At 42.6% G+C, this 18,341-nt stretch carries 19 protein-coding genes and 1 tRNA gene; 19 read left to right on the top strand and 1 reads right to left on the bottom strand.

Features of this window, described 5'->3' with window-relative positions; genetic code table 11:
• Positions 1 to 6: 6 nt before the first annotated feature.
• The 8 genes from BLL40_RS02405 to uvrC all read left to right on the top strand — a co-directional run bounded on the left by BLL40_RS02405 (position 7) and on the right by uvrC (position 7,979).
• The gene (locus BLL40_RS02405; RefSeq protein ID WP_073710292.1) at positions 7 to 414 is read left to right on the top strand and encodes a DUF350 domain-containing protein; all 408 of its coding nucleotides are present in this window, start codon (positions 7 to 9) and stop codon (positions 412 to 414) included.
• A gap of 201 nt (positions 415 to 615) precedes the next feature.
• Positions 616 to 2,304 carry a long-chain-fatty-acid--CoA ligase gene (locus BLL40_RS02400; RefSeq protein WP_073710291.1) on the top strand — a complete coding sequence of 563 codons (1,689 nt, stop codon included), beginning with the start codon at positions 616 to 618 and terminating at the stop codon, positions 2,302 to 2,304.
• Positions 2,305 to 2,409: 105 nt separating this feature from the next.
• Positions 2,410 to 3,003 carry a fatty acid metabolism transcriptional regulator FadR gene (locus tag BLL40_RS02395; protein WP_073710392.1) on the top strand — a complete coding sequence of 198 codons (594 nt, stop codon included), beginning with the start codon at positions 2,410 to 2,412 and terminating at the stop codon, positions 3,001 to 3,003.
• A 1-nt stretch (position 3,004) separates the two neighbouring features.
• Positions 3,005 to 3,778, top strand: a complete 774-nt coding sequence (locus tag BLL40_RS02390; protein ID WP_073710290.1) for an enoyl-CoA hydratase — start codon at positions 3,005 to 3,007, stop codon at positions 3,776 to 3,778.
• A 19-nt stretch (positions 3,779 to 3,797) separates the two neighbouring features.
• On the top strand, positions 3,798 to 4,571 hold the full coding sequence (locus tag BLL40_RS02385; RefSeq protein WP_073710289.1) for an electron transfer flavoprotein subunit beta/FixA family protein: 774 nt from the start codon (positions 3,798 to 3,800) through the stop codon (positions 4,569 to 4,571).
• Positions 4,572 to 4,599: 28 nt separating this feature from the next.
• The gene (locus BLL40_RS02380) at positions 4,600 to 5,580 is read left to right on the top strand and encodes an electron transfer flavoprotein subunit alpha/FixB family protein (protein WP_073710288.1); all 981 of its coding nucleotides are present in this window, start codon (positions 4,600 to 4,602) and stop codon (positions 5,578 to 5,580) included.
• Between the two features lie 248 nt (positions 5,581 to 5,828).
• The gene (trxA, locus tag BLL40_RS02375; protein ID WP_073710287.1) at positions 5,829 to 6,143 is read left to right on the top strand and encodes a thioredoxin; all 315 of its coding nucleotides are present in this window, start codon (positions 5,829 to 5,831) and stop codon (positions 6,141 to 6,143) included.
• Between the two features lie 60 nt (positions 6,144 to 6,203).
• The gene (uvrC, locus tag BLL40_RS02370) at positions 6,204 to 7,979 is read left to right on the top strand and encodes an excinuclease ABC subunit UvrC (protein WP_073710286.1); all 1,776 of its coding nucleotides are present in this window, start codon (positions 6,204 to 6,206) and stop codon (positions 7,977 to 7,979) included.
• 234 nt (positions 7,980 to 8,213) lie between these two features.
• Here uvrC and BLL40_RS02365 read toward each other — a convergent pair whose 3' ends face one another.
• Positions 8,214 to 8,648, bottom strand: coding sequence for a YslB family protein (locus BLL40_RS02365; RefSeq protein WP_073710285.1), 435 nt, complete (start codon positions 8,646 to 8,648; stop codon positions 8,214 to 8,216).
• A 221-nt stretch (positions 8,649 to 8,869) separates the two neighbouring features.
• Between BLL40_RS02365 and BLL40_RS02360 the strand changes: the two genes are divergently transcribed.
• The 11 genes from BLL40_RS02360 (at position 8,870) to BLL40_RS02310 (ending at position 18,298) form a co-directional block, all read left to right on the top strand.
• A complete protein-coding gene (locus tag BLL40_RS02360) occupies positions 8,870 to 9,478 on the top strand; it encodes a succinate dehydrogenase cytochrome b558 subunit (protein ID WP_073710284.1) in 609 nt (202 codons plus the stop codon).
• Positions 9,479 to 9,549: 71 nt separating this feature from the next.
• On the top strand, positions 9,550 to 11,316 hold the full coding sequence (gene sdhA, locus BLL40_RS02355) for a succinate dehydrogenase flavoprotein subunit (RefSeq protein WP_073710283.1): 1,767 nt from the start codon (positions 9,550 to 9,552) through the stop codon (positions 11,314 to 11,316).
• Positions 11,316 to 12,083 carry a succinate dehydrogenase iron-sulfur subunit gene (sdhB, locus tag BLL40_RS02350; RefSeq protein ID WP_073710282.1) on the top strand — a complete coding sequence of 256 codons (768 nt, stop codon included), beginning with the start codon at positions 11,316 to 11,318 and terminating at the stop codon, positions 12,081 to 12,083. The genes sdhA and sdhB overlap by 1 nt, the downstream gene beginning before the upstream one ends.
• 208 nt (positions 12,084 to 12,291) lie before the next feature.
• The gene (locus BLL40_RS02345; protein WP_018394100.1) at positions 12,292 to 12,498 is read left to right on the top strand and encodes a helix-turn-helix domain-containing protein; all 207 of its coding nucleotides are present in this window, start codon (positions 12,292 to 12,294) and stop codon (positions 12,496 to 12,498) included.
• Between the two features lie 175 nt (positions 12,499 to 12,673).
• Entirely contained in the window at positions 12,674 to 13,468 is a 795-nt protein-coding gene (gene racE, locus BLL40_RS02340; RefSeq protein WP_073710281.1) for a glutamate racemase, read from the top strand.
• A gap of 75 nt (positions 13,469 to 13,543) precedes the next feature.
• Entirely contained in the window at positions 13,544 to 14,563 is a 1,020-nt protein-coding gene (locus tag BLL40_RS02335; protein WP_159434178.1) for a GerMN domain-containing protein, read from the top strand.
• 70 nt (positions 14,564 to 14,633) lie between these two features.
• A complete protein-coding gene (gene rph / locus BLL40_RS02330; protein ID WP_073710391.1) occupies positions 14,634 to 15,389 on the top strand; it encodes a ribonuclease PH in 756 nt (251 codons plus the stop codon).
• Positions 15,386 to 15,994 carry an XTP/dITP diphosphatase gene (locus tag BLL40_RS02325; RefSeq protein ID WP_073710279.1) on the top strand — a complete coding sequence of 203 codons (609 nt, stop codon included), beginning with the start codon at positions 15,386 to 15,388 and terminating at the stop codon, positions 15,992 to 15,994. The genes rph and BLL40_RS02325 overlap by 4 nt, the downstream gene beginning before the upstream one ends.
• Positions 15,991 to 16,500, top strand: a complete 510-nt coding sequence (locus BLL40_RS02320) for a metallophosphoesterase (RefSeq protein ID WP_073710278.1) — start codon at positions 15,991 to 15,993, stop codon at positions 16,498 to 16,500. Before BLL40_RS02325 ends, BLL40_RS02320 begins: the two co-directional genes overlap by 4 nt.
• Before the next feature lie 161 nt (positions 16,501 to 16,661).
• Positions 16,662 to 16,738: transfer RNA gene (locus BLL40_RS02315), tRNA-Arg, on the top strand.
• 405 nt (positions 16,739 to 17,143) lie between these two features.
• Complete coding sequence (locus BLL40_RS02310) at positions 17,144 to 18,298, top strand: aminotransferase class I/II-fold pyridoxal phosphate-dependent enzyme (RefSeq protein WP_073710277.1); 1,155 nt, start codon at positions 17,144 to 17,146, stop codon at positions 18,296 to 18,298.
• Positions 18,299 to 18,341: the final 43 nt, after the last annotated feature.

The raw sequence follows: 18,341 nt of genomic DNA, 5'->3' as shown, positions 1-18,341 counted from the left end.
GACTACATGACTGGCTTTTGGGAAAATCAATTTGTACAGCTCGCCGGCTATTACAGCATCGCAACCATTTGTATCATTTTATGTCTGGCTGTTTTTGAACTTGTCACATCCTATCGCAACTGGAAAGAAATAAAGAGTGGCAATATGGCCGTCGCACTGGCAACCGGTGGGAAAATCTTTGGAATCGCCAATGTGTTTCGGCACTCGATCTTAAACAATGATTCGGTGCTGACGATGGCGGGATGGGGTATTTTTGGTTTTATTTTACTTCTCATTGGCTACTTTATGTTTGAATTTTTAACGCCAGGATTTAAAGTTGATAAAGAAATTGAGCGTGATAATCGGGCAGTCGGTTTTATTTCGTTCATTATTTCCGTAGGGTTGTCGTATATGATTGGCGCGGCACTTCTGTAAAGAGAAAAGAGGAGTTTTCAAATGGAAACATTGGCAAAAGTACTGCTCGGTTTTTGCGCTGCTTTTTTGCTAGTTGGGATTCTATATATGTATTTAAATTAAAGCTGTCACCACGACAGCTTTAATTTTCTTGTATAATGAATCATTATTCATTATACTTTAGTGAGAGTACTAATTCTTCTGACAAAGGGGTGGATGAAGATGACTGAAAAACCGTGGCTAACGCATTATCCGCCGGAGATCCCAGCAACGATTCAGTATGGAGAACAGCCGCTTCCGCTTTTTTTAACGAAAGCTGCCGCTGAATACAGGGACAAAATAGCGATTGAATTCCTCGGAAAGAAATTGACCTATGAAACAGTGTACGATTCCGCATTAAAAATGGCCGCCTATTTAAAAAAAATAGGTATTAAAAAAGGAGATCGTGTAGCGATTATGCTGCCGAATAGTCCGCAGGCTGTCATTAGTTTTTACGGTGTTATGTATGCCGGTGCTGTTGTCGTACAATTTAATCCACTATACAAAGAACGGGAAATCGAATACCAGTTGAAAGACTGTGGCGCGAAAGTTATGATTGCGCTTGACCTGTTATATCCACGCATCCAACACATCATCGGTAATACTCAACTTGAACACACCATTGTAACCGCCATCAAAGATTACTTGCCATTTCCGAAAAACATTCTGTACCCACTTATTCAAAAGAAACAAACCGGTATGGTTGTCCACATTGAAGACCGGAATAACAATCATCATTTCACCAAAATTATGGCAGGGCCAGCTGTAAAAGAAGAGCTGCTAAATATCAATATTGAAAATGATCCTGCCGTTTTGCAGTATACAGGAGGGACGACGGGCTTTCCAAAAGGGGTTATCCTGACGCATAAAAACCTTGTGGCGAATGCATCGATGTGTGCCGCATGGATGTACAAGTATCGTCCAGGTGCCGAAATTATTTTGGGGATCATTCCATTTTTCCACGTGTATGGGATGACGACTGTGATGATTTTATCTGTTATGCAAGGCTATAAAATGGTGTTGCTTCCGAAGTTTGATGCAAAAACGACACTGAAAACAATTCAAAAACAAAAGCCGACGATTTTTCCAGGGGCGCCGACGATTTATATTGCCCTTTTGAATGATCCGAACATGAAAAAATACGATTTGTCTTCTATCGATGCCTGTATTAGCGGTTCTGCACCGCTTCCTGCCGATATACAGAAAAAATTTGAGGATGTGACAGGCGGTAAGCTCGTTGAAGGATACGGATTAACAGAAACATCACCAGTCACTCATGCAAATTTCATCTGGGGTGACCGGATAAAAGGAAGCGTCGGCGTTCCATGGCCGGATACAGATGCCGCTATTTATTCTATGCAGACGAACGAACTGGTGGAAAGACCCGGTGAATTAGGTGAAATTGTCGTGAAGGGGCCGCAAGTAATGAAAGGGTACTGGAACCGTCCTGAAGAAACAGAGCAGTCATTTAAAGACGGCTGGTTGTTAACAGGAGATATTGGCTATATGGATGAAAACGGATTCTTCTATATCGTTGACCGGAAGAAAGACATTATTATAGCTGGTGGATTCAATATTTATCCGCGTGATGTAGAAGAAGTGCTGTATGAGCATGAAGCGATTCAAGAAGCAGTCGTTGCAGGTATACCGGATCCATATCGCGGGGAAACGGTGAAAGCGTACATTGTGTTAAAAGAGGGCCGCCAAGTGACAGAAAAAGAACTCGATGACTATTGCCGCAAAAATCTAGCTGTATACAAAGTGCCACATGTTTATGACTTCCGAGAAGAACTGCCTAAAACGGCTGTCGGGAAAATTTTACGGCGTGTGCTTGTAGACGAAGAAAAGAAAAAAATGGAAAGAGAAGAATAACCCTACCTGATCGTCTGCTTGACGAAGTGAAGTATAGGTTGTAAGATAAGCGCATGAATGAACAACCATTCATTTCATCTCAGTCAGGAAGGCGACTTGTTTATTATGAAAAAAAACAAACCAAAATATCATCAAATCATTGATGCCGCTGTTATTGCCATTGCTGAAAATGGATACCATCAGGCGCAAGTATCCAAAATTGCTAGGCAAGCTGGTGTAGCGGATGGAACAATTTATTTATATTTTAAAAATAAAGAAGACATCCTTATCTCTCTTTTTCAAGAAAAAGTAGGGATGTTCGCTGTAAAAATGAGAGAAAGTATTCAAATAAAAGCGAAAGCAGCTGAGCAATTGAGGATGCTTGTTGAAAATCATTTTACAATGCTGACAGAAGATCCTCATTTAGCCGTTGTGACACAGCTTGAACTGCGTCAGTCTAATAAAGAGCTGCGATTGAAAATTAATGAAGTGCTGAAAGAATACTTTCTGTTAATCGATCAGATTTTACAAGACGGGATCGACAATGGTGAGTTCCGAAGCAATTTAAATATTCGTCTTGCCCGGCAAATGATTTTTGGAACCCTTGATGAAATGATTACAACATGGGTTATGAATGACCAAAAGTATGATTTGACTGCATCTGCACCGGACGTTGTAGAAATGCTCTTGAATGGATTTTCAGCTGAAAAGAGGAGATGACATGCTGTATATATCTGTAAGGAAGGAAAAGCGGGTAGCAGAAGTTGTCATGAACCATGCTCCTGCTAATGCACTTGCAAGTGTAGTCTTCACTGAAATGGAGCAGGCACTGGATATAATCGAACAGGATCATGACGTACGGTCCGTTATTTTATACGGAGAAGGCCGTTTTTTCTCGGCTGGAGCCGATATAAAAGAATTTACCACCGTTCCGTCTAAGGAAGAGTTTGTAAAATTATCGACAAGAGGACAACGTTTGATGGAGCGAATCGAAACCTTTCCTAAGCCTGTGATTGCTGCGATTCACGGTGCTGCACTTGGCGGCGGATTGGAACTTGCCATGAGCTGCCACATTCGTTATGTCGCAGAAAACGCGAAACTCGGTCTGCCCGAATTGCAGCTTGGTCTTGTACCGGGCTTCGGTGGATCACAGCGGCTTACCCGGTATGTAGGAATGGCGAAAGCAGCGGAAATGATGTTAACGAGTGAACCAATATTAGGTCGTGATGCTGTTCAGTGGGGCCTTGCGAATGCGGCCTATCTAGAAGAGGAATTACTTCAGGAAGCGAGAAGATTAGCGCAGAAAATCGCGGCGAAAAGCCCAGTTAGTGTAAAAGCAGCCATGAGCTTACTTCATTATGCAAAACACGCCGAATATTATAAGGGGATTGAAAAAGAAGCGGATGTTTTTGGAACCGTTTTTTTATCGGATGATGCGAAAGAAGGTATTAGCGCATTTATCGAAAAACGCTCACCTGACTTTAAAGGCTATTAATGAATGGGAGGGCTTGGCGATGAACATTTACGTTTTGATGAAAAGAACATTTGACACAGAAGAAAAAATATCGATTAACGGCGGTCAAATTGAAGAGGATGGCGCTGAATTTATTATTAACCCGTACGATGAATATGCCGTAGAAGAAGCAATCCAAATTCGTGATGCGCATGAAGGGGAAGTAACAGTCGTCTCAGTCGGCAGTGAGGAAGCGGGAAAACAGCTGCGTATGGCTCTTGCGATGGGGGCAGATAAAGCCGTTTTAATCAATACAGAAGATGATCTTAAAGAAGGCGATCCATTTACGACGGCTAAAATTTTAGTGCAATACTTTAAGGATAAAGAAGTGGACCTCATTTTAGCCGGAAATGTCGCAATTGACGGAGGAAGCGGGCAAGTCGGGCCGCGTGTAGCCGCTATGCTAGACATTCCGTATGTGACGACGATTACGAATATCGATATCGATGGATCAAACGTCTCCATCACGCGCGATGTTGAAGGTGATTCAGAAATGATTAAGACGTCACTGCCTGTGCTCGTTACATGTCAGCAAGGGTTAAATGATCCGCGTTATCCATCTCTCCCAGGCATTATGAAAGCGAAGAAAAAACCACTCGAAGAATTGGAACTGGCTGACTTGGACCTTGAAGAAGACGACGTTGAATCGAAAACGAAGATCTTAGATATTTTCCTACCTCCAGATAAATCAGCTGGTCGCATTCTTGAAGGCGACTTGACTCATCAAGTACAGGAACTCGTCAGCTTACTTCGGTCAGAGGCAAAAGTCATTTAATGTTCACGTACAAGAGGGAGGGTTTTTCATGGGGAAGAAAGTACTCGTATTAGGTGAAATCCGTGATGGACAGCTGCGCAACGTGTCGTTTGAAGCTGTTGCTGCCGGTAAAAAAGTGGCGCAAGGCGGCGAAGTGATCGGTGTGTTAATTGGTGAATCTGTTAGTGTGCTTGCAAATGATCTCATTCAATATGGTGCAGATCGTGTGTTAACAGTCGAAGATGCAAAACTGTTTCAATATACACCTGATGGCTATTCGCAGGCGTTTATGGCGGTGGTGGAGCAGGAACAGCCTGAAGGGATTGTGTTCGGTCATACGGCACTTGGAAAAGATCTATCACCGAAAATAGCAGCGAAACTGAATGCCGGTTTAATATCTGATGCCACATCTGTGGAAGAAGAAGGCGATACCATTGTGTTTACACGACCCATTTATTCCGGAAAAGCCTTTGAAAAAATCATAGGAAAAGAAGAACTTGTCTTTGTGACTGTGCGTCCGAATAATATTGAATCGCTTGAAAAAGATGAGTTGCGTTCAGGTGACATTGCGAGCGTTTCTGTATCCATTACTGATTTGCGTACGGTCATTCAAGATGTCATCCGTAAAGTAGCAAGCGGTGTGGATTTGTCGGAAGCAAAAGTAATTGTTGCCGGCGGACGTGGTGTGAAAAGCGATGAAGGATTTAAACCGCTCAAAAAACTAGCAGACGTTCTAGGAGGAGCTGTCGGCGCCTCACGTGGTGCTTGTGACGCAGGATACTGTGATTATTCCATGCAAATTGGTCAGACAGGTAAGGTTGTGACACCCGATTTATACATTGCATGCGGCATTTCTGGTGCGATTCAGCACCTTGCAGGTATGTCTAACTCCAAAGTGATCGTGGCAATTAACAAAGATCCGGAAGCCAATATTTTTAATGTGGCGGATTATGGCATCGTCGGTGATTTGTTTGAAGTTGTGCCGATGTTGTCAGAAGAGATTAAAAGATTGAAGGCAGCTCAACCATAAATAAAGGTTATTTTCTTTTATCCCGCATTAACGGGCAGTAAGACCCTCGCTTCAAGACATCGAAAAGAAAAGAAGGATAAGCGGGGGGATCCACTGCCCGTAAAAGCCTGATTGGTTCAACTAACATTCAATAGGGGATGAAGAAACCCCACTGAATGAAGTTTCACTTTATGAGCAAATTAATAGCATCCACTAAAAAACGATGATATACTTTCCTTATTATTTAGAAACATGGGAGGTAAGTATATATGGCAATCGTAAAAGCAACTGATCAAAACTTTTCAACTGAAACAGGCAGCGGCCTCGTGCTCGCTGATTTTTGGGCACCTTGGTGCGGCCCTTGTAAAATGATCGCTCCCGTTCTTGAAGAATTGGATTCGGAACTTGGTGGAAAAGTGAAAATCGTTAAGCTTGATGTTGATGAAAATCAGCAAACAGCAGGCAAATATGGCGTTATGAGTATCCCAACATTGATTCTTTTTAAAGATGGACAGCCAGTTGACAAAGTCATCGGCTACCAGCCAAAAGAAGCACTTGAAGAGCTTATAAACCGTAACGCATAATTAACATGAGGCGTCCCGCTTTAACGGGGGCGCTTTTTTTGTACGAAAGAGGTGGTCGTAGTGAATGAACGAATCCGGCATAAATTATCTCTTTTGCCCGATGAACCCGGCTGTTATTTAATGAAAGATCGGCATAGTACCATTATTTATGTGGGCAAGGCAAAAATATTAAAAAATCGGGTGCGATCTTATTTTACTGGCTCAAATGACGTGAAAACGACTCGTCTCGTTAGTGAAATTGTTGATTTTGAATACATTATCACATCATCGGATTTAGAAGCGCTTATTTTAGAGCTGAATCTAATTAAAAAACATGATCCGAAATACAACATTATGTTGAAAGATGATAAGAGCTATCCGTTTATTAAGCTGACAGCTGAACGTCATCCGCGCTTAATGATTACAAGGAAAGTGAAAAAAGATAAAGCAAAGTATTTTGGCCCTTATCCGAATGCGTATGCTGCAAATGAAACGAAAAAGCTACTCGATCGGCTTTATCCGCTTAGAAAATGTTCGACGCTGCCAGACCGCGTCTGTCTTTATTATCACATGGGACAGTGTCTCGCACCATGTATAAAAGATGTACCAACCGGGACATACAAAGAAATGGCGGCAGAAATTACTCGGTTTTTAAATGGCGGCCATCATGATGTGAAAAAAACACTTACCGATAAAATGAATGAAGCAGCGGAAAAGCTGGAATTTGAGCGGGCTAAAGAATATCGTGACCAAATTTCAAATATCGATACGCTTATGGAAAAACAGAAAATTAATATGGCCGATTTTACGGACCGTGACGTCTTTGGTTACACCGTTGATAAAGGGTGGATGTGTGTACAAGTGTTTTTTGTCAGACAGGGAAGATTGATTGAGCGGGACGTGTCCACATTCCCTATTTACAGTGAACCAGAAGAAGAATTTTTAACCTATCTTGGCCGTTTCTATGAAGCCCCGGAACACTTTAAACCAAAAGAAATATTATTGCCGGATGCAGTAGACGAACACATAGCGGAACAGCTTATTGGAGTGCCGATGATTAAACCGCAACGTGGAAAGAAAAAAGAACTTGTGAAGCTTGCTGAAAATAATGCAAAAGCATCGCTGAGTGAAAAATTCGCATTGATCGATCGGGACGAAGAACGCACCATTAAAGCAGCTGAACAGCTCGGCGAAGTAATGAATATTCATGTACCTTTACGCATCGAAGCATTTGATAACTCAAATATTCAAGGAACGAATCCTGTATCCGCAATGGTTGTATTCATCGACGGGAAGGCGGAAAAAAAAGAGTACCGGAAATATAAAGTTAAAACAGTGACAGGACCGGATGATTACGGGTCAATGCGTGAAGTCATCCGCCGCCGTTACGCACGTGTTCTGCAGGAACATTTGCCGTTGCCTGATTTAATTATTATCGATGGGGGAAAAGGGCAGATTGAAGCAGCCCGTGACATTTTGTTAAATGAGCTTGGTCTCGATATTCCGATTGCCGGTCTTGCGAAAGACGACCGGCACCGTACATCGCAGCTTTTATACGGAAACCCATTACAAATTGTGCCGCTAAAACATAATAGCCAAGCGTTTTATTTGCTTCAGCGTATTCAAGATGAAGTACATCGATTCGCGATTACCTTTCATAGGCAAATCCGTGGGAAAAGTGCATTTCAGTCTCTACTCGATGATATTGAAGGTATTGGTCCGCAGCGGAAAAAGCAGCTATTAAAAACATTCGGGTCATTGAAAAAGTTAAAAGAGGCAACGAAAGAAGAAATTATCGCAGCGGGCATTCCAGACAAAACAGCGGAGGCTGTATTGAATGCATTGAGAGAAGAATAATGGGGGATACTTTTTTCGTATAGACGGTCACGTTGTTGCATCGTAGTAAAGCAGGCTGTCTATTGTCGACAGCCTGCTTTATTTATCCCGCATTAACGGGCAGTAAGACCCCCGATTCAAGACATTGAAAAGAAAAGAAGGATAAGCGGGGGATCAACTGCCCGTAAAAGCCCGATTGGTTCAACTAACATTCAGTGGGGGATGAAGAAAACCCCCACTGAATGAAGTATCACTTTATTCCCATTTCACTGTAATATCAACATGCTTACCGCGTTTATTTAAATGGCAGATTGCTTCTGCTGGAGTATCAAATCGTGCCGCAGTCTGCTCAGCCAAGAATCCACTTTCAAGCGTAAAAGCAGGATCAGTTTGAATATCAAACCGTCGTTTTGTCAATCCGCCGGATAAACGATAAATCATTTCTTTTTTATGTTCTTTTACAAGTTCAATCTGTCCCCAGCCAGCCTCTATAAAAAAAGCAGATAACTCATCCGCGTCCACACAAGGAAAACGACGGGCTAGTGACTTGCCGCCCCAATATAAAATGTCAGCGGCATCGCTTCCTAAAATATCGCCGAGAAGCACGTCGCGAATTAGTTCGTACCCAAAAACGGTGATGGACGAATCTAGCTGTACAATCTGTTCCTGCTCTTCCTTTTCTTTCGCCAAAATAAACTCCCCACTTTCTCTCTAAATATTATATACAATTGCAACACTTGAAAAAAGAAAATTCTGTTCCGAGATCTGGACAAAAATGTGCCCACCTTTCCTTGACGCTGTTACTTTATGAGAGTAAAATGAAACTTGTCACATCGTAAATTAAACATGTGAAGCAATATACGAATAGTGAAAATATTTGTGTTGTGCTTCAAGAATAAGGAGGGAAAATGGTGGCTGACAATCGAGAATTTTTTTACCGCAGGCTGCACTCATTGCTCGGTGTCATTCCGATCGGATTGTTTATGACACAGCATTTAGTCGTCAATCATTTTGCGACGCAAGGAGAAGAGGAGTTTAATCAAGCAGCTGACTTTATGGCAAATTTGCCATTTGTTCTAATACTTGAGTCACTCGTCATCTTCTTGCCGCTGTTGTTCCACGCTATTTATGGTTTATACATTGCGTTTACAGCGAAAAATAATATTGGAACACATGGCTATTTCCGAAATTGGATGTTCATGCTTCAACGTGTGTCAGGCGTTGTTACACTCGTATTCATTGCATGGCACGTTTGGGAAACAAGAGTCCAGGCAGCATTTGGTGCAGATGTAGATTTTCAAATGATGGAGAATATTTTAAATAATCCATTCATGCTCGTATTTTACATAGTGGGCGTGCTATCAGCTATTTTTCATTTTTCCAATGGTCTATGGTCGTTTTGTGTTGGCTGGGGAATTGCTGTATCACCACGTTCACAGCAAATTGTTACATATGCAACACTAATTGTTTTTGTCGTTTTATCTATCATCGGTTTGCGTGCAATCTTCGCATTCGTTTAATTACATCGGCAATGAATCGGTTTCTGTAAAAAATATAGTACAGAACTGGAAAAAAGGGAGTGAATCTCACAATGAGTAAAGGTAAAGTTATCATAGTCGGTGGAGGTCTCGCTGGGTTAATGGCTACGATTAAGGTGGCGGAAACGGGTACACCCGTTGAGCTGTTTTCAATTGTTCCGGTAAAACGATCTCACTCCGTTTGTGCACAGGGCGGTATTAACGGTGCCGTTAATACAAAAGGGGAAGGGGATTCTCCGGCGGTCCACTTTGATGATACAGTTTATGGCGGCGATTTTCTTGCCAATCAGCCACCTGTAAAAGCAATGGCAGAAGCAGCACCGGGAATTATTCATTTGCTTGACCGCATGGGTGTTATGTTTAACCGTACACCGGAAGGGCTTCTTGATTTCCGTCGTTTTGGGGGTACACAGCATCACCGAACAGCATTTGCTGGTGCGACAACGGGACAGCAGTTATTGTATGCGCTTGACGAGCAAGTGCGCCGTTACGAAGTAGAAGGTCTTGTGACGAAATATGAAGGCTGGGAATTTCTCGGTTCGATTATTGATGATGAAGGCATTTGCCGCGGGATAGTTGGACAAGACCTTTCAACGATGGATATTCAGTCATTCCCGGGTGATGCAGTTATTATGGCAACCGGCGGACCTGGCATCATATTTGGCAAATCAACGAACTCGATGATCAATACAGGTTCTGCGGCATCCATCGTTTATCAGCAAGGTGCTAACTACGCAAATGGCGAGTTCATCCAAATTCATCCGACAGCGATTCCAGGCGATGATAAGCTTCGTTTAATGAGTGAATCCGCGCGTGGTGAAGGCGGCCGTATTTGGACATATAAAGACGGAAAGCCATGGTATTTCCTTGAAGAAAAATATCCGGCATACGGAAACCTTGTGCCGCGTGATATCGCAACACGTGAAATTTTTGATGTGTGTATAAATCAAAAACTCGGTATTAATGGTGAAAACATGGTTTATCTGGATCTTTCTCATAAAGATCCGCATGAACTTGATATTAAACTAGGCGGTATTATTGAAATCTATGAAAAATTCATGGGAGACGATCCGCGTAAAGTACCGATGAAAATTTTCCCTGCTGTCCATTATTCAATGGGCGGACTATGGGTTGATTATGAACAGCAGACAAGCATTCCTGGTCTATTTGCAGCCGGTGAGTGTGACTATTCACAGCATGGAGCAAACCGTCTCGGTGCGAACTCGCTTCTTTCTGCTATTTATGGCGGTATGGTCGCAGGACCGAATGCAGTGCGTTATATTAGCGGTTTAGAGAAAAGTGCAGATTCTATCTCTTCTTCTATATTTGACAACCATGCCAAACAGCAAGAAGAAAAGTGGAACGACATTATGTCACTAAACAAAGGATCGGAAAATGCATACGTTCTTCACAAGGAATTAGGTGAGTGGATGACGGCGAATGTAACGGTTGTCCGCTATAATGATAAACTGCAGAAAACAGACGATAAAATCGTCGAATTGCTTGAGCGTTACAAAAACATCGATATTAATGACACGGCAAAATGGAGTAATCAAGGGGCGATGTTTACACGTCAGTTGAAAAATATGCTGCACCTTGCCCGCGTTATTACGATTGGTGCATTGAATCGGAATGAAAGCCGCGGTGCGCATTACAAGCCAGACTTCCCGGACCGTAACGATGATCAGTTTATGAAAACAACAATGGCAACTTTTACAGGTGAAAATACTGCGCCCGCTTTTCATTATGAAGACATTGATGTGTCGCTAATTCCGCCTCGTAAACGTGATTATACGAAAAATAAGGAGGAGAAAAAATAATGAACGAGCAAAAAACAGTCCGCTTCATTGTTACACGCCAGGATACGGCTGATTCTGCTCCGTACAATGAAGAGTTTGAAATACCTTACCGCCCGAATATGAATGTTATTTCCGCACTGATGGAAATTCGCCGTAATCCGGTTAATAAAAAAGGTGAAAAAACGACGCCTATTACATGGGATATGAACTGTCTTGAAGAAGTATGTGGCGCATGTTCAATGAATATTAATGGCAAACCGCGCCAGTCCTGTACGGCACTTGTCGATCAACTCGAGCAGCCGATCCGTCTTGCACCGATGAATACATTCCCGGTTACGCGTGACTTGCAGGTCGACCGCAGCCGTATGTTTGACACGTTGAAACGCGTCAAAGCATGGGTGCCAATTGACGGTACGTATGACCTCGGTCCCGGACCGCGTATGCCAGAGCGTAAACGCCAGTGGGCTTATGAATTGTCTAAGTGCATGACGTGTGGAGTATGTCTTGAAGCGTGCCCGAACGTAAACAGCAAATCTGACTTTATCGGCGCTCAGCCGCTTTCACAAGTACGATTATTCAATGCACATCCGACAGGTGCAATGAATCGTGATGAACGTCTGGAAACAATTATGAGTGACGGCGGCCTTGAGGGCTGTGGTAACTCGCAAAACTGTGTCCAATCTTGTCCAAAAGGCATTCCATTAACAACATCGATTGCTGCACTAAACCGTGAGGCAACAGTCCATTCATTCCGTAGATTCTTTGGAAGTGACCACGCAGTTGATTAATGATCAAAAAACCTTCAGCATTTGCTGAAGGTTTTTTTGTATGTGCAGCAGACGCATTAATGGGTAATAAGGCTTTCACTTCAAAATTTTAAGGAACCCTAATAAGGATAAGTGGAAATGGCCGCGACCAATTGGGAAGCGTAAGCATATGATATGGGTAGCGGCGGCTAACCGATAAAGGCCGACTTGTGAAAGGGTGACATTGTGTGTGGCTGCATCCATCTTAACGAAACGGGAAAAAGAGGTCTTTGACTGGCTTATTGTCGGAAAATCGACATATGATATTGCACAGCTTCTCGGGATTAGTGAAAAAACGGTGCGAAACCATATTTCGAATGGGATTCAAAAGCTAGGTGTAAAAGGACGTGCACAGGCGATTGTAGAACTGCTGCGACTTGGTGAAATTAATTTATGAGCAGTGCTGGTAAGCAGCACTGCTTTTCCTTGTTTCCGTTCTCTTGCATTTTAGACGAAAAACAGGGAAAATATACGTAGAAAGATGAAATTTTTTATGAAGAAGAAGGGAACAGGTTAAATTGTTTTCTTCGTAAAAGTATAAGTTGAAATGAAAGTGGAACGAGGCGGAATTGTTGAACAAACCAATTGGTGTAATTGATTCGGGTGTTGGTGGGCTGACGGTAGCAAAAGAAATGATGCGTCAGCTCCCGAAAGAAATGATTTATTATGTAGGTGATACGGCTCGTTGTCCGTATGGGCCACGGCTTCCAGGTGAAGTAAGGAAGTTCACATGGGAAATGACACGTTTTTTGGAATGTTACGATATAAAAATGCTTGTCATTGCCTGTAATACAGCAACAGCCGTTGTATTAGAAGAGATCAGAAGAGAAATGCCAATTCCGGTTGTCGGTGTCATTCAGCCGGGGGCACGTGCGGCGATTAAAGAAACGAAAAATCGCCATATAGCAGTCCTTGGAACGGTAGGAACGATTAAAAGTGGTGCGTATGAAAAAGCAATTAACGCGACAGATTCAGATGCGAAAATTTATCCGCTTGCCTGCCCAGATTTTGTACCGCTTGTCGAAAGCGGCGAGTATAGAAGTGAACGAGCAAAAAAAATTGTAGCTGCAACGTTGCAGCCGCTGAAAGAAACGCCTGCTGATACGGTTATTTTAGGGTGCACTCACTATCCATTATTAGAACCGATTATTGCTGAATTCATGGGGCCAGATGTATCGGTCATTAGTTCTGGTGATGAAACAGCGTACGGTGTCAGTTCAATTCTTGAATTTAATGATATGATGGCTGAAGGTGAAATGCCGGAACATCGTTTTTTTACAACTGGTCATACAAAATCATTTTATACAATAGCCTCTGATTGGCTTGGAGATACATTGATTCAAATTAAGAACATTAAGCTGGCATAATGCCGGCTTTTTTTGTTCTGCGAAAAAAAGCGGTTCATATACATGTACCATTGCATATTCAGGAGGGCGATCTGTGTGCGTTTATTTCGGAAAGCAGCATTTGTTGCCACGGTTATGGTCATGTCAGGCTGCAGTTATCCATTTGGACAGGACAGCGAAACAGATGAATTGCCGAAGCGCGTTGTCTATTCAGAATCAGAAATGGATAGTCCGGCATCGGCAGACGAGACGATCATGGCCGAACTGTATGTAATCGATGAGAATAATCTTGTTGTCCCACAGGCAGTACCTATTGAACAGGCCGATAACGAAGAAAAAGCAGCCTTACAGTACATGGCTACAGGGGAAATTGGGAATGGATTCCGCACACCGCTGCCTGAAGGGACGGTCATTGAAGATGTGAGGATAAAAGGGAAAACAGCTGTTGTGAGCGTGTCGGGATCGTTTGCTGATTATGCACCAGAAGATGAAGTGAATATTGCAGCAGCGATCACATGGACAGTAACAGGCTTTGAGAAAGCAGACCATGTTCAAATTGAATTAGACGGAAAAAGGTTGCAAACAATGCCGATCGGTGGAATGCCGATTGCAGCATCAGGTATGCAGCGGGAAGATGGTATTAATATGGAAGCAAGCTATGCGAAAACAGGTGCAACGAAACCATTAACCGTCTATTTTTCTGCACAAAATGAACAGGGGCCGTATTATGTACCGGTGACGCGTCGAATTTCGGCTGATACAAAGGATCTCGTTTCAGCAGCGGTAACTGAACTATCAAAAGGACCTGATACGGGAAGTGGTCTTGCTTCGGAATTCATGCCAGGAACGAAACTCGTCGAGGCGCCTACCGTACAAAAAGGACGGGCTGTGCTGCATTTTAATGATGCTATTCTAGAAAATAACGGAGAACCTCTTCTTTCTAGTCGTGTATTGAAGCCTCTTGCGTTAACACTTGCCGAATCAGCCGGCGTCGAGAGCATAGCCATTCAAGTAGATGGAAAATCAAATGTAAAGCTTGAAACGGGTAAACCAGTACCAGCTTCTATCGCAGCTCCATTGTTTGTCAATCAACAAAGTATTATTTCGGCAGAATGAAGATTTGACAGATGCGCGCAAATTCCGGAAAATGGACAACGGACGAAGTAAAAAACGGAGGTTATGAATGATGCGCGTAGATGGACGAACGGAATATGAACTGAGACCAGTAAAGATTGAAACTCATTTTTTAACAAACCCCGAAGGATCGGTTTTAATTTCAGTCGGTCAAACGAAAGTGATCTGTACAGCGAGCATTGAAGAACGCGTGCCTCCTTTTATGCGGGGGAGCGGCAAAGGATGGGTCACGGCGGAATATGCTATGATTCCTCGCGCAACAGGGCAGCGCAACATGCGTGAATCGACGAAAGGAAAAGTAACCGGACGGACAATGGAAATTCAGCGTCTAATCGGCAGAGCGCTCCGGGCTGTCGTCGACCTTGATGTCATAGGCGAACGGACTGTGTGGATCGATTGTGATGTCATTCAAGCAGACGGAGGAACGAGAACAGCAGCCATTACGGGGGCATTTATAGCGATGACTTTGGCACTTCACAGTCTCGCCATTAAAAAAGATTTTCAGGCGTATCCGATTACTGATTTTTTGGCAGCGACAAGTGTAGGAATCGTCAAAGAGCAAGGGGTCGTGGTCGATTTAAATTATGAAGAAGACAGCACAGCTGAAGTTGATATGAATGTCGTCATGACGGGCTCAGGCCAATTTGTCGAAGTGCAGGGTACCGGAGAAGAGGCGACATTTTCGATGAATGAGCTGCAGCAACTACTCGAAGCCGCACAATCTGGAATTCAAGAACTTTTCAAGATTCAGTCAGACGTTCTTGGCGTTGCGGCAGACCTTATCAACGAAAGGAAGACCGAAAAGTGAACGAAGTGATAATCGCCACGAAAAACAGTGGAAAAGCGAAAGAATTTATACAAATGTTCGAATCATATGGAATCACTGTCAAAACATTAATCGACTATCCAGAGCTGCCGGACGTAGAAGAAACAGGCGAAACGTTTGCAGAAAACGCACTCTTAAAAGCAGAATCAGCCGCCCGTTTAACTGGCCGGCCAGCCATTGCGGATGACTCCGGGCTCGTCATCGATGCCTTAGACGGCAGACCAGGCGTCTATTCTGCTCGATATGCAGGGATTGATAAGGATGACAAAGCGAACAATAGGAAAGTTCTTAAGGAAATGGCTGAAGTAGTAGATGATCAACGAAGCGCCCGCTTCAAATGTGTTCTCGCGGTTTCATTTCCAGACGATCGGGAATCTATAATAGTAGAAGGTGATTGTGAGGGCCGCATTGCTTATGAAGAAAGCGGCACAAATGGATTTGGATATGATCCGTTATTTATTCCGGAAGGATTTGATCAAACAATGGCGCAACTCGAGCCAAATATGAAAAATGAGATCAGCCATCGAGCGAAGGCCCTTCGAAAATTACAGGTGTCATTAACTGAATTGGACGGTGGAATGAAATGAAGCTGCTTGTTGTTAGTGATAGCCACGGGTGGAATACAGTGTTAACAGATTTGAAACGCCGCTACGCAAATAAAGTCGATGCAATGATTCATTGCGGGGACTCAGAACTTAGCGCGGATAATCCTGCTATAGAAGGCTATACGATTGTCCGAGGAAATTGTGATATGGAAGATCAGTTTCCAAATGATGTGTTAGAGAGCATTGAAGATGCCCGTGTATTCGTCACGCATGGTCATCGTTATGATGTGAAAATGACACTCTTGAATCTATCGTACAAAGCTAAAGAAAACAGCGCTGATTTCGTTTTCTTTGGCCATACACATACAGCGGGCGTTGAACAGCAGGATGGCATCATCTACTTAAACCCGGGCAGTATCTCGCTTCCTAAAGGCCGCCGTGAAAAAACATATGTCATCGTAGAAGTGGACAAGAAAAAAGCGGATATCCGTTTCTATGACGAAAAACATCATGAAATTGAAGAAATGCACACAAAATTTAGCCGCTGATCGCTGAATTGACTAGAAGTGGATGCCCCGCACGTCACAGGCGGGGCTTTCTATGATTAAGTGGTCGTAATCAAGATAAAATGCTTCCTGCTGTTTTTATATTTAAAAATGTATTGACATATATCCCGCTTATTGCTATTATAAGTATTGTCTTTAAGGATGTCCCAGTAGCTCAGCTGGATAGAGCAACGGCCTTCTAAGCCGTCGGTCGGGGGTTCGAATCCCTCCTGGGACGCCATACATAAGAAATCAAGAAGGCGGTCTGACACGTAATGGTGCGGATCGTCTTTTTTTCTTAAACACTTTCATTCATTTAGCGCAACGGTCAGTATAACGGTTATGTACGAAATTTGCCTGTTATTGACTTCGCTAATGATAGAGGTGTTTTTTTGTTATAAGGAATTGGGAAATTAGTATGGAATAAGTAATGCATCAAGGAGAATTAGTATAAGTATAAATTATTAGGAGAGGATTAAGATAAAAAACCTACCTAAGTAGGTAGTTATTGCTGTTTATGTCATCATCACATTTATATTAGGATATACGATTAGCAAAATTTTACATGGGTTTAGTATTCTTTCTTATTGGCTTATTTTGCATCTCTTAAAATACACAATAATTTGGAAGGGAGTGAGTGTATTTTATGAAAAATTTATTCAATAAAGATGTGCAGTCACTCGAAATTTCTGGGATCATAAAAATGTCTGAAATAATTAAAACATACGATGGTGTCGTGGCATTAACAATAGGCGAACCTGACTTTCAAACACCCTTTTTGATAAAAGAAGCAGGGAAGGCTGCCATAGACAACAATCGTACGTTTTATGCTCCAACGGCGGGGGAACCCGCACTGCGAAAAGCAGCGTCATCATTTATGGAACGGAGATATTATTTATCGTATAACCCTGACACTGAAATTATTGTCACGAATGGGACAACGGAAGCTGTGTTTCTTACGTTGAAGACCCTTTTGTCACCAGGCGATGAAGTGATCCTTGCAACACCCGCTTATCCAGGGTATGAGCCCGTTATAAAATTGTGCGGCGGTGTACTCGTGCCTATTGATGTGAGCGGCACCCGTTTTAAGTTAACAAAAGAACAACTGGAGCAAGCCATTACATCTAAAACAAAAGCAATCATTCTAACGTTCCCCTCTAATCCAACAGGCGCCATCCTAACAAAAGATGAGTTAATGGATTTGGCGAAAGTGATCGAAAAACATAATGTTTTTGTCATTTCAGACGAATTGTACAGTGAATTGGTTTTTGATCAACCTCATCAATCCATCGCTTCATTTCCTTCTATAAGAGAAAAGGTGATTGTTATTAATGGCGTGTCCAAGTCTCATGCGATGACGGGATGGAGAATCGGGTGTACGTTTGCGCCTTCCTATATCACCAATGAACTGTTTAAAGTTCATGAATACCTCAATACAAGTATCTCTTCCATCTCACAAGAAGCCGCTGCCTATGCCTTCAATCACGGAGAAAAAGAAGTGGAACAAATGAAACTAGAATATCAAAAACGGAGAGATTACTTGTGTAAACGATTAAATGCCTTGGGATTAGATACAATTGTGCCTGATGGAACGTTTTATGCGTTTCCAAGTATAAAAAGATTTCATCATGATTCGTATGCATTCAGCATGGAACTGTTGGAGCAAGCGAAAGTAGGTCTTCTGCCCAGTACCGTTTTTACAAAAGGAGGATCGGGTCGACTGCGTATCTCCTTTGCTTATTCGATGGAAAAATTGAATGAAGCGATGAATAGAATCGAGCAGTACTTAAAAAACAAATAAAAAAAGGCATTTAAAATGAAATCTGTTTTAAATGCTTTATTAT

Source organism: Domibacillus mangrovi, from assembly GCF_001906925.1.
Classification (GTDB): domain Bacteria; phylum Bacillota; class Bacilli; order Bacillales; family Domibacillaceae; genus Domibacillus; species Domibacillus mangrovi.
This window is presented reverse-complemented; position numbering and strand designations above follow the sequence as displayed.

Excerpts from the sequence above, each read along its gene's own strand:
- BLL40_RS02405 (WP_073710292.1), top strand. The coding sequence starts at position 7 with ATGACTGGCTTTTGGGAAAATCAATTTGTACAGCTCGCCGGCTATTAC.
- BLL40_RS02400 (WP_073710291.1), top strand. The coding sequence starts at position 616 with ATGACTGAAAAACCGTGGCTAACGCATTATCCGCCGGAGATCCCAGCA.
- BLL40_RS02395 (WP_073710392.1), top strand. The coding sequence starts at position 2,410 with ATGAAAAAAAACAAACCAAAATATCATCAAATCATTGATGCCGCTGTT.
- BLL40_RS02390 (WP_073710290.1), top strand. The coding sequence starts at position 3,005 with ATGCTGTATATATCTGTAAGGAAGGAAAAGCGGGTAGCAGAAGTTGTC.
- BLL40_RS02385 (WP_073710289.1), top strand. The coding sequence starts at position 3,798 with ATGAACATTTACGTTTTGATGAAAAGAACATTTGACACAGAAGAAAAA.
- BLL40_RS02380 (WP_073710288.1), top strand. The coding sequence starts at position 4,600 with ATGGGGAAGAAAGTACTCGTATTAGGTGAAATCCGTGATGGACAGCTG.
- trxA (WP_073710287.1), top strand. The coding sequence starts at position 5,829 with ATGGCAATCGTAAAAGCAACTGATCAAAACTTTTCAACTGAAACAGGC.
- sdhA (WP_073710283.1), top strand. The coding sequence starts at position 9,550 with ATGAGTAAAGGTAAAGTTATCATAGTCGGTGGAGGTCTCGCTGGGTTA.
- sdhB (WP_073710282.1), top strand. The coding sequence starts at position 11,316 with ATGAACGAGCAAAAAACAGTCCGCTTCATTGTTACACGCCAGGATACG.
- rph (WP_073710391.1), top strand. The coding sequence starts at position 14,634 with ATGCGCGTAGATGGACGAACGGAATATGAACTGAGACCAGTAAAGATT.
- BLL40_RS02320 (WP_073710278.1), top strand. The coding sequence starts at position 15,991 with ATGAAGCTGCTTGTTGTTAGTGATAGCCACGGGTGGAATACAGTGTTA.
- BLL40_RS02310 (WP_073710277.1), top strand. The coding sequence starts at position 17,144 with ATGAAAAATTTATTCAATAAAGATGTGCAGTCACTCGAAATTTCTGGG.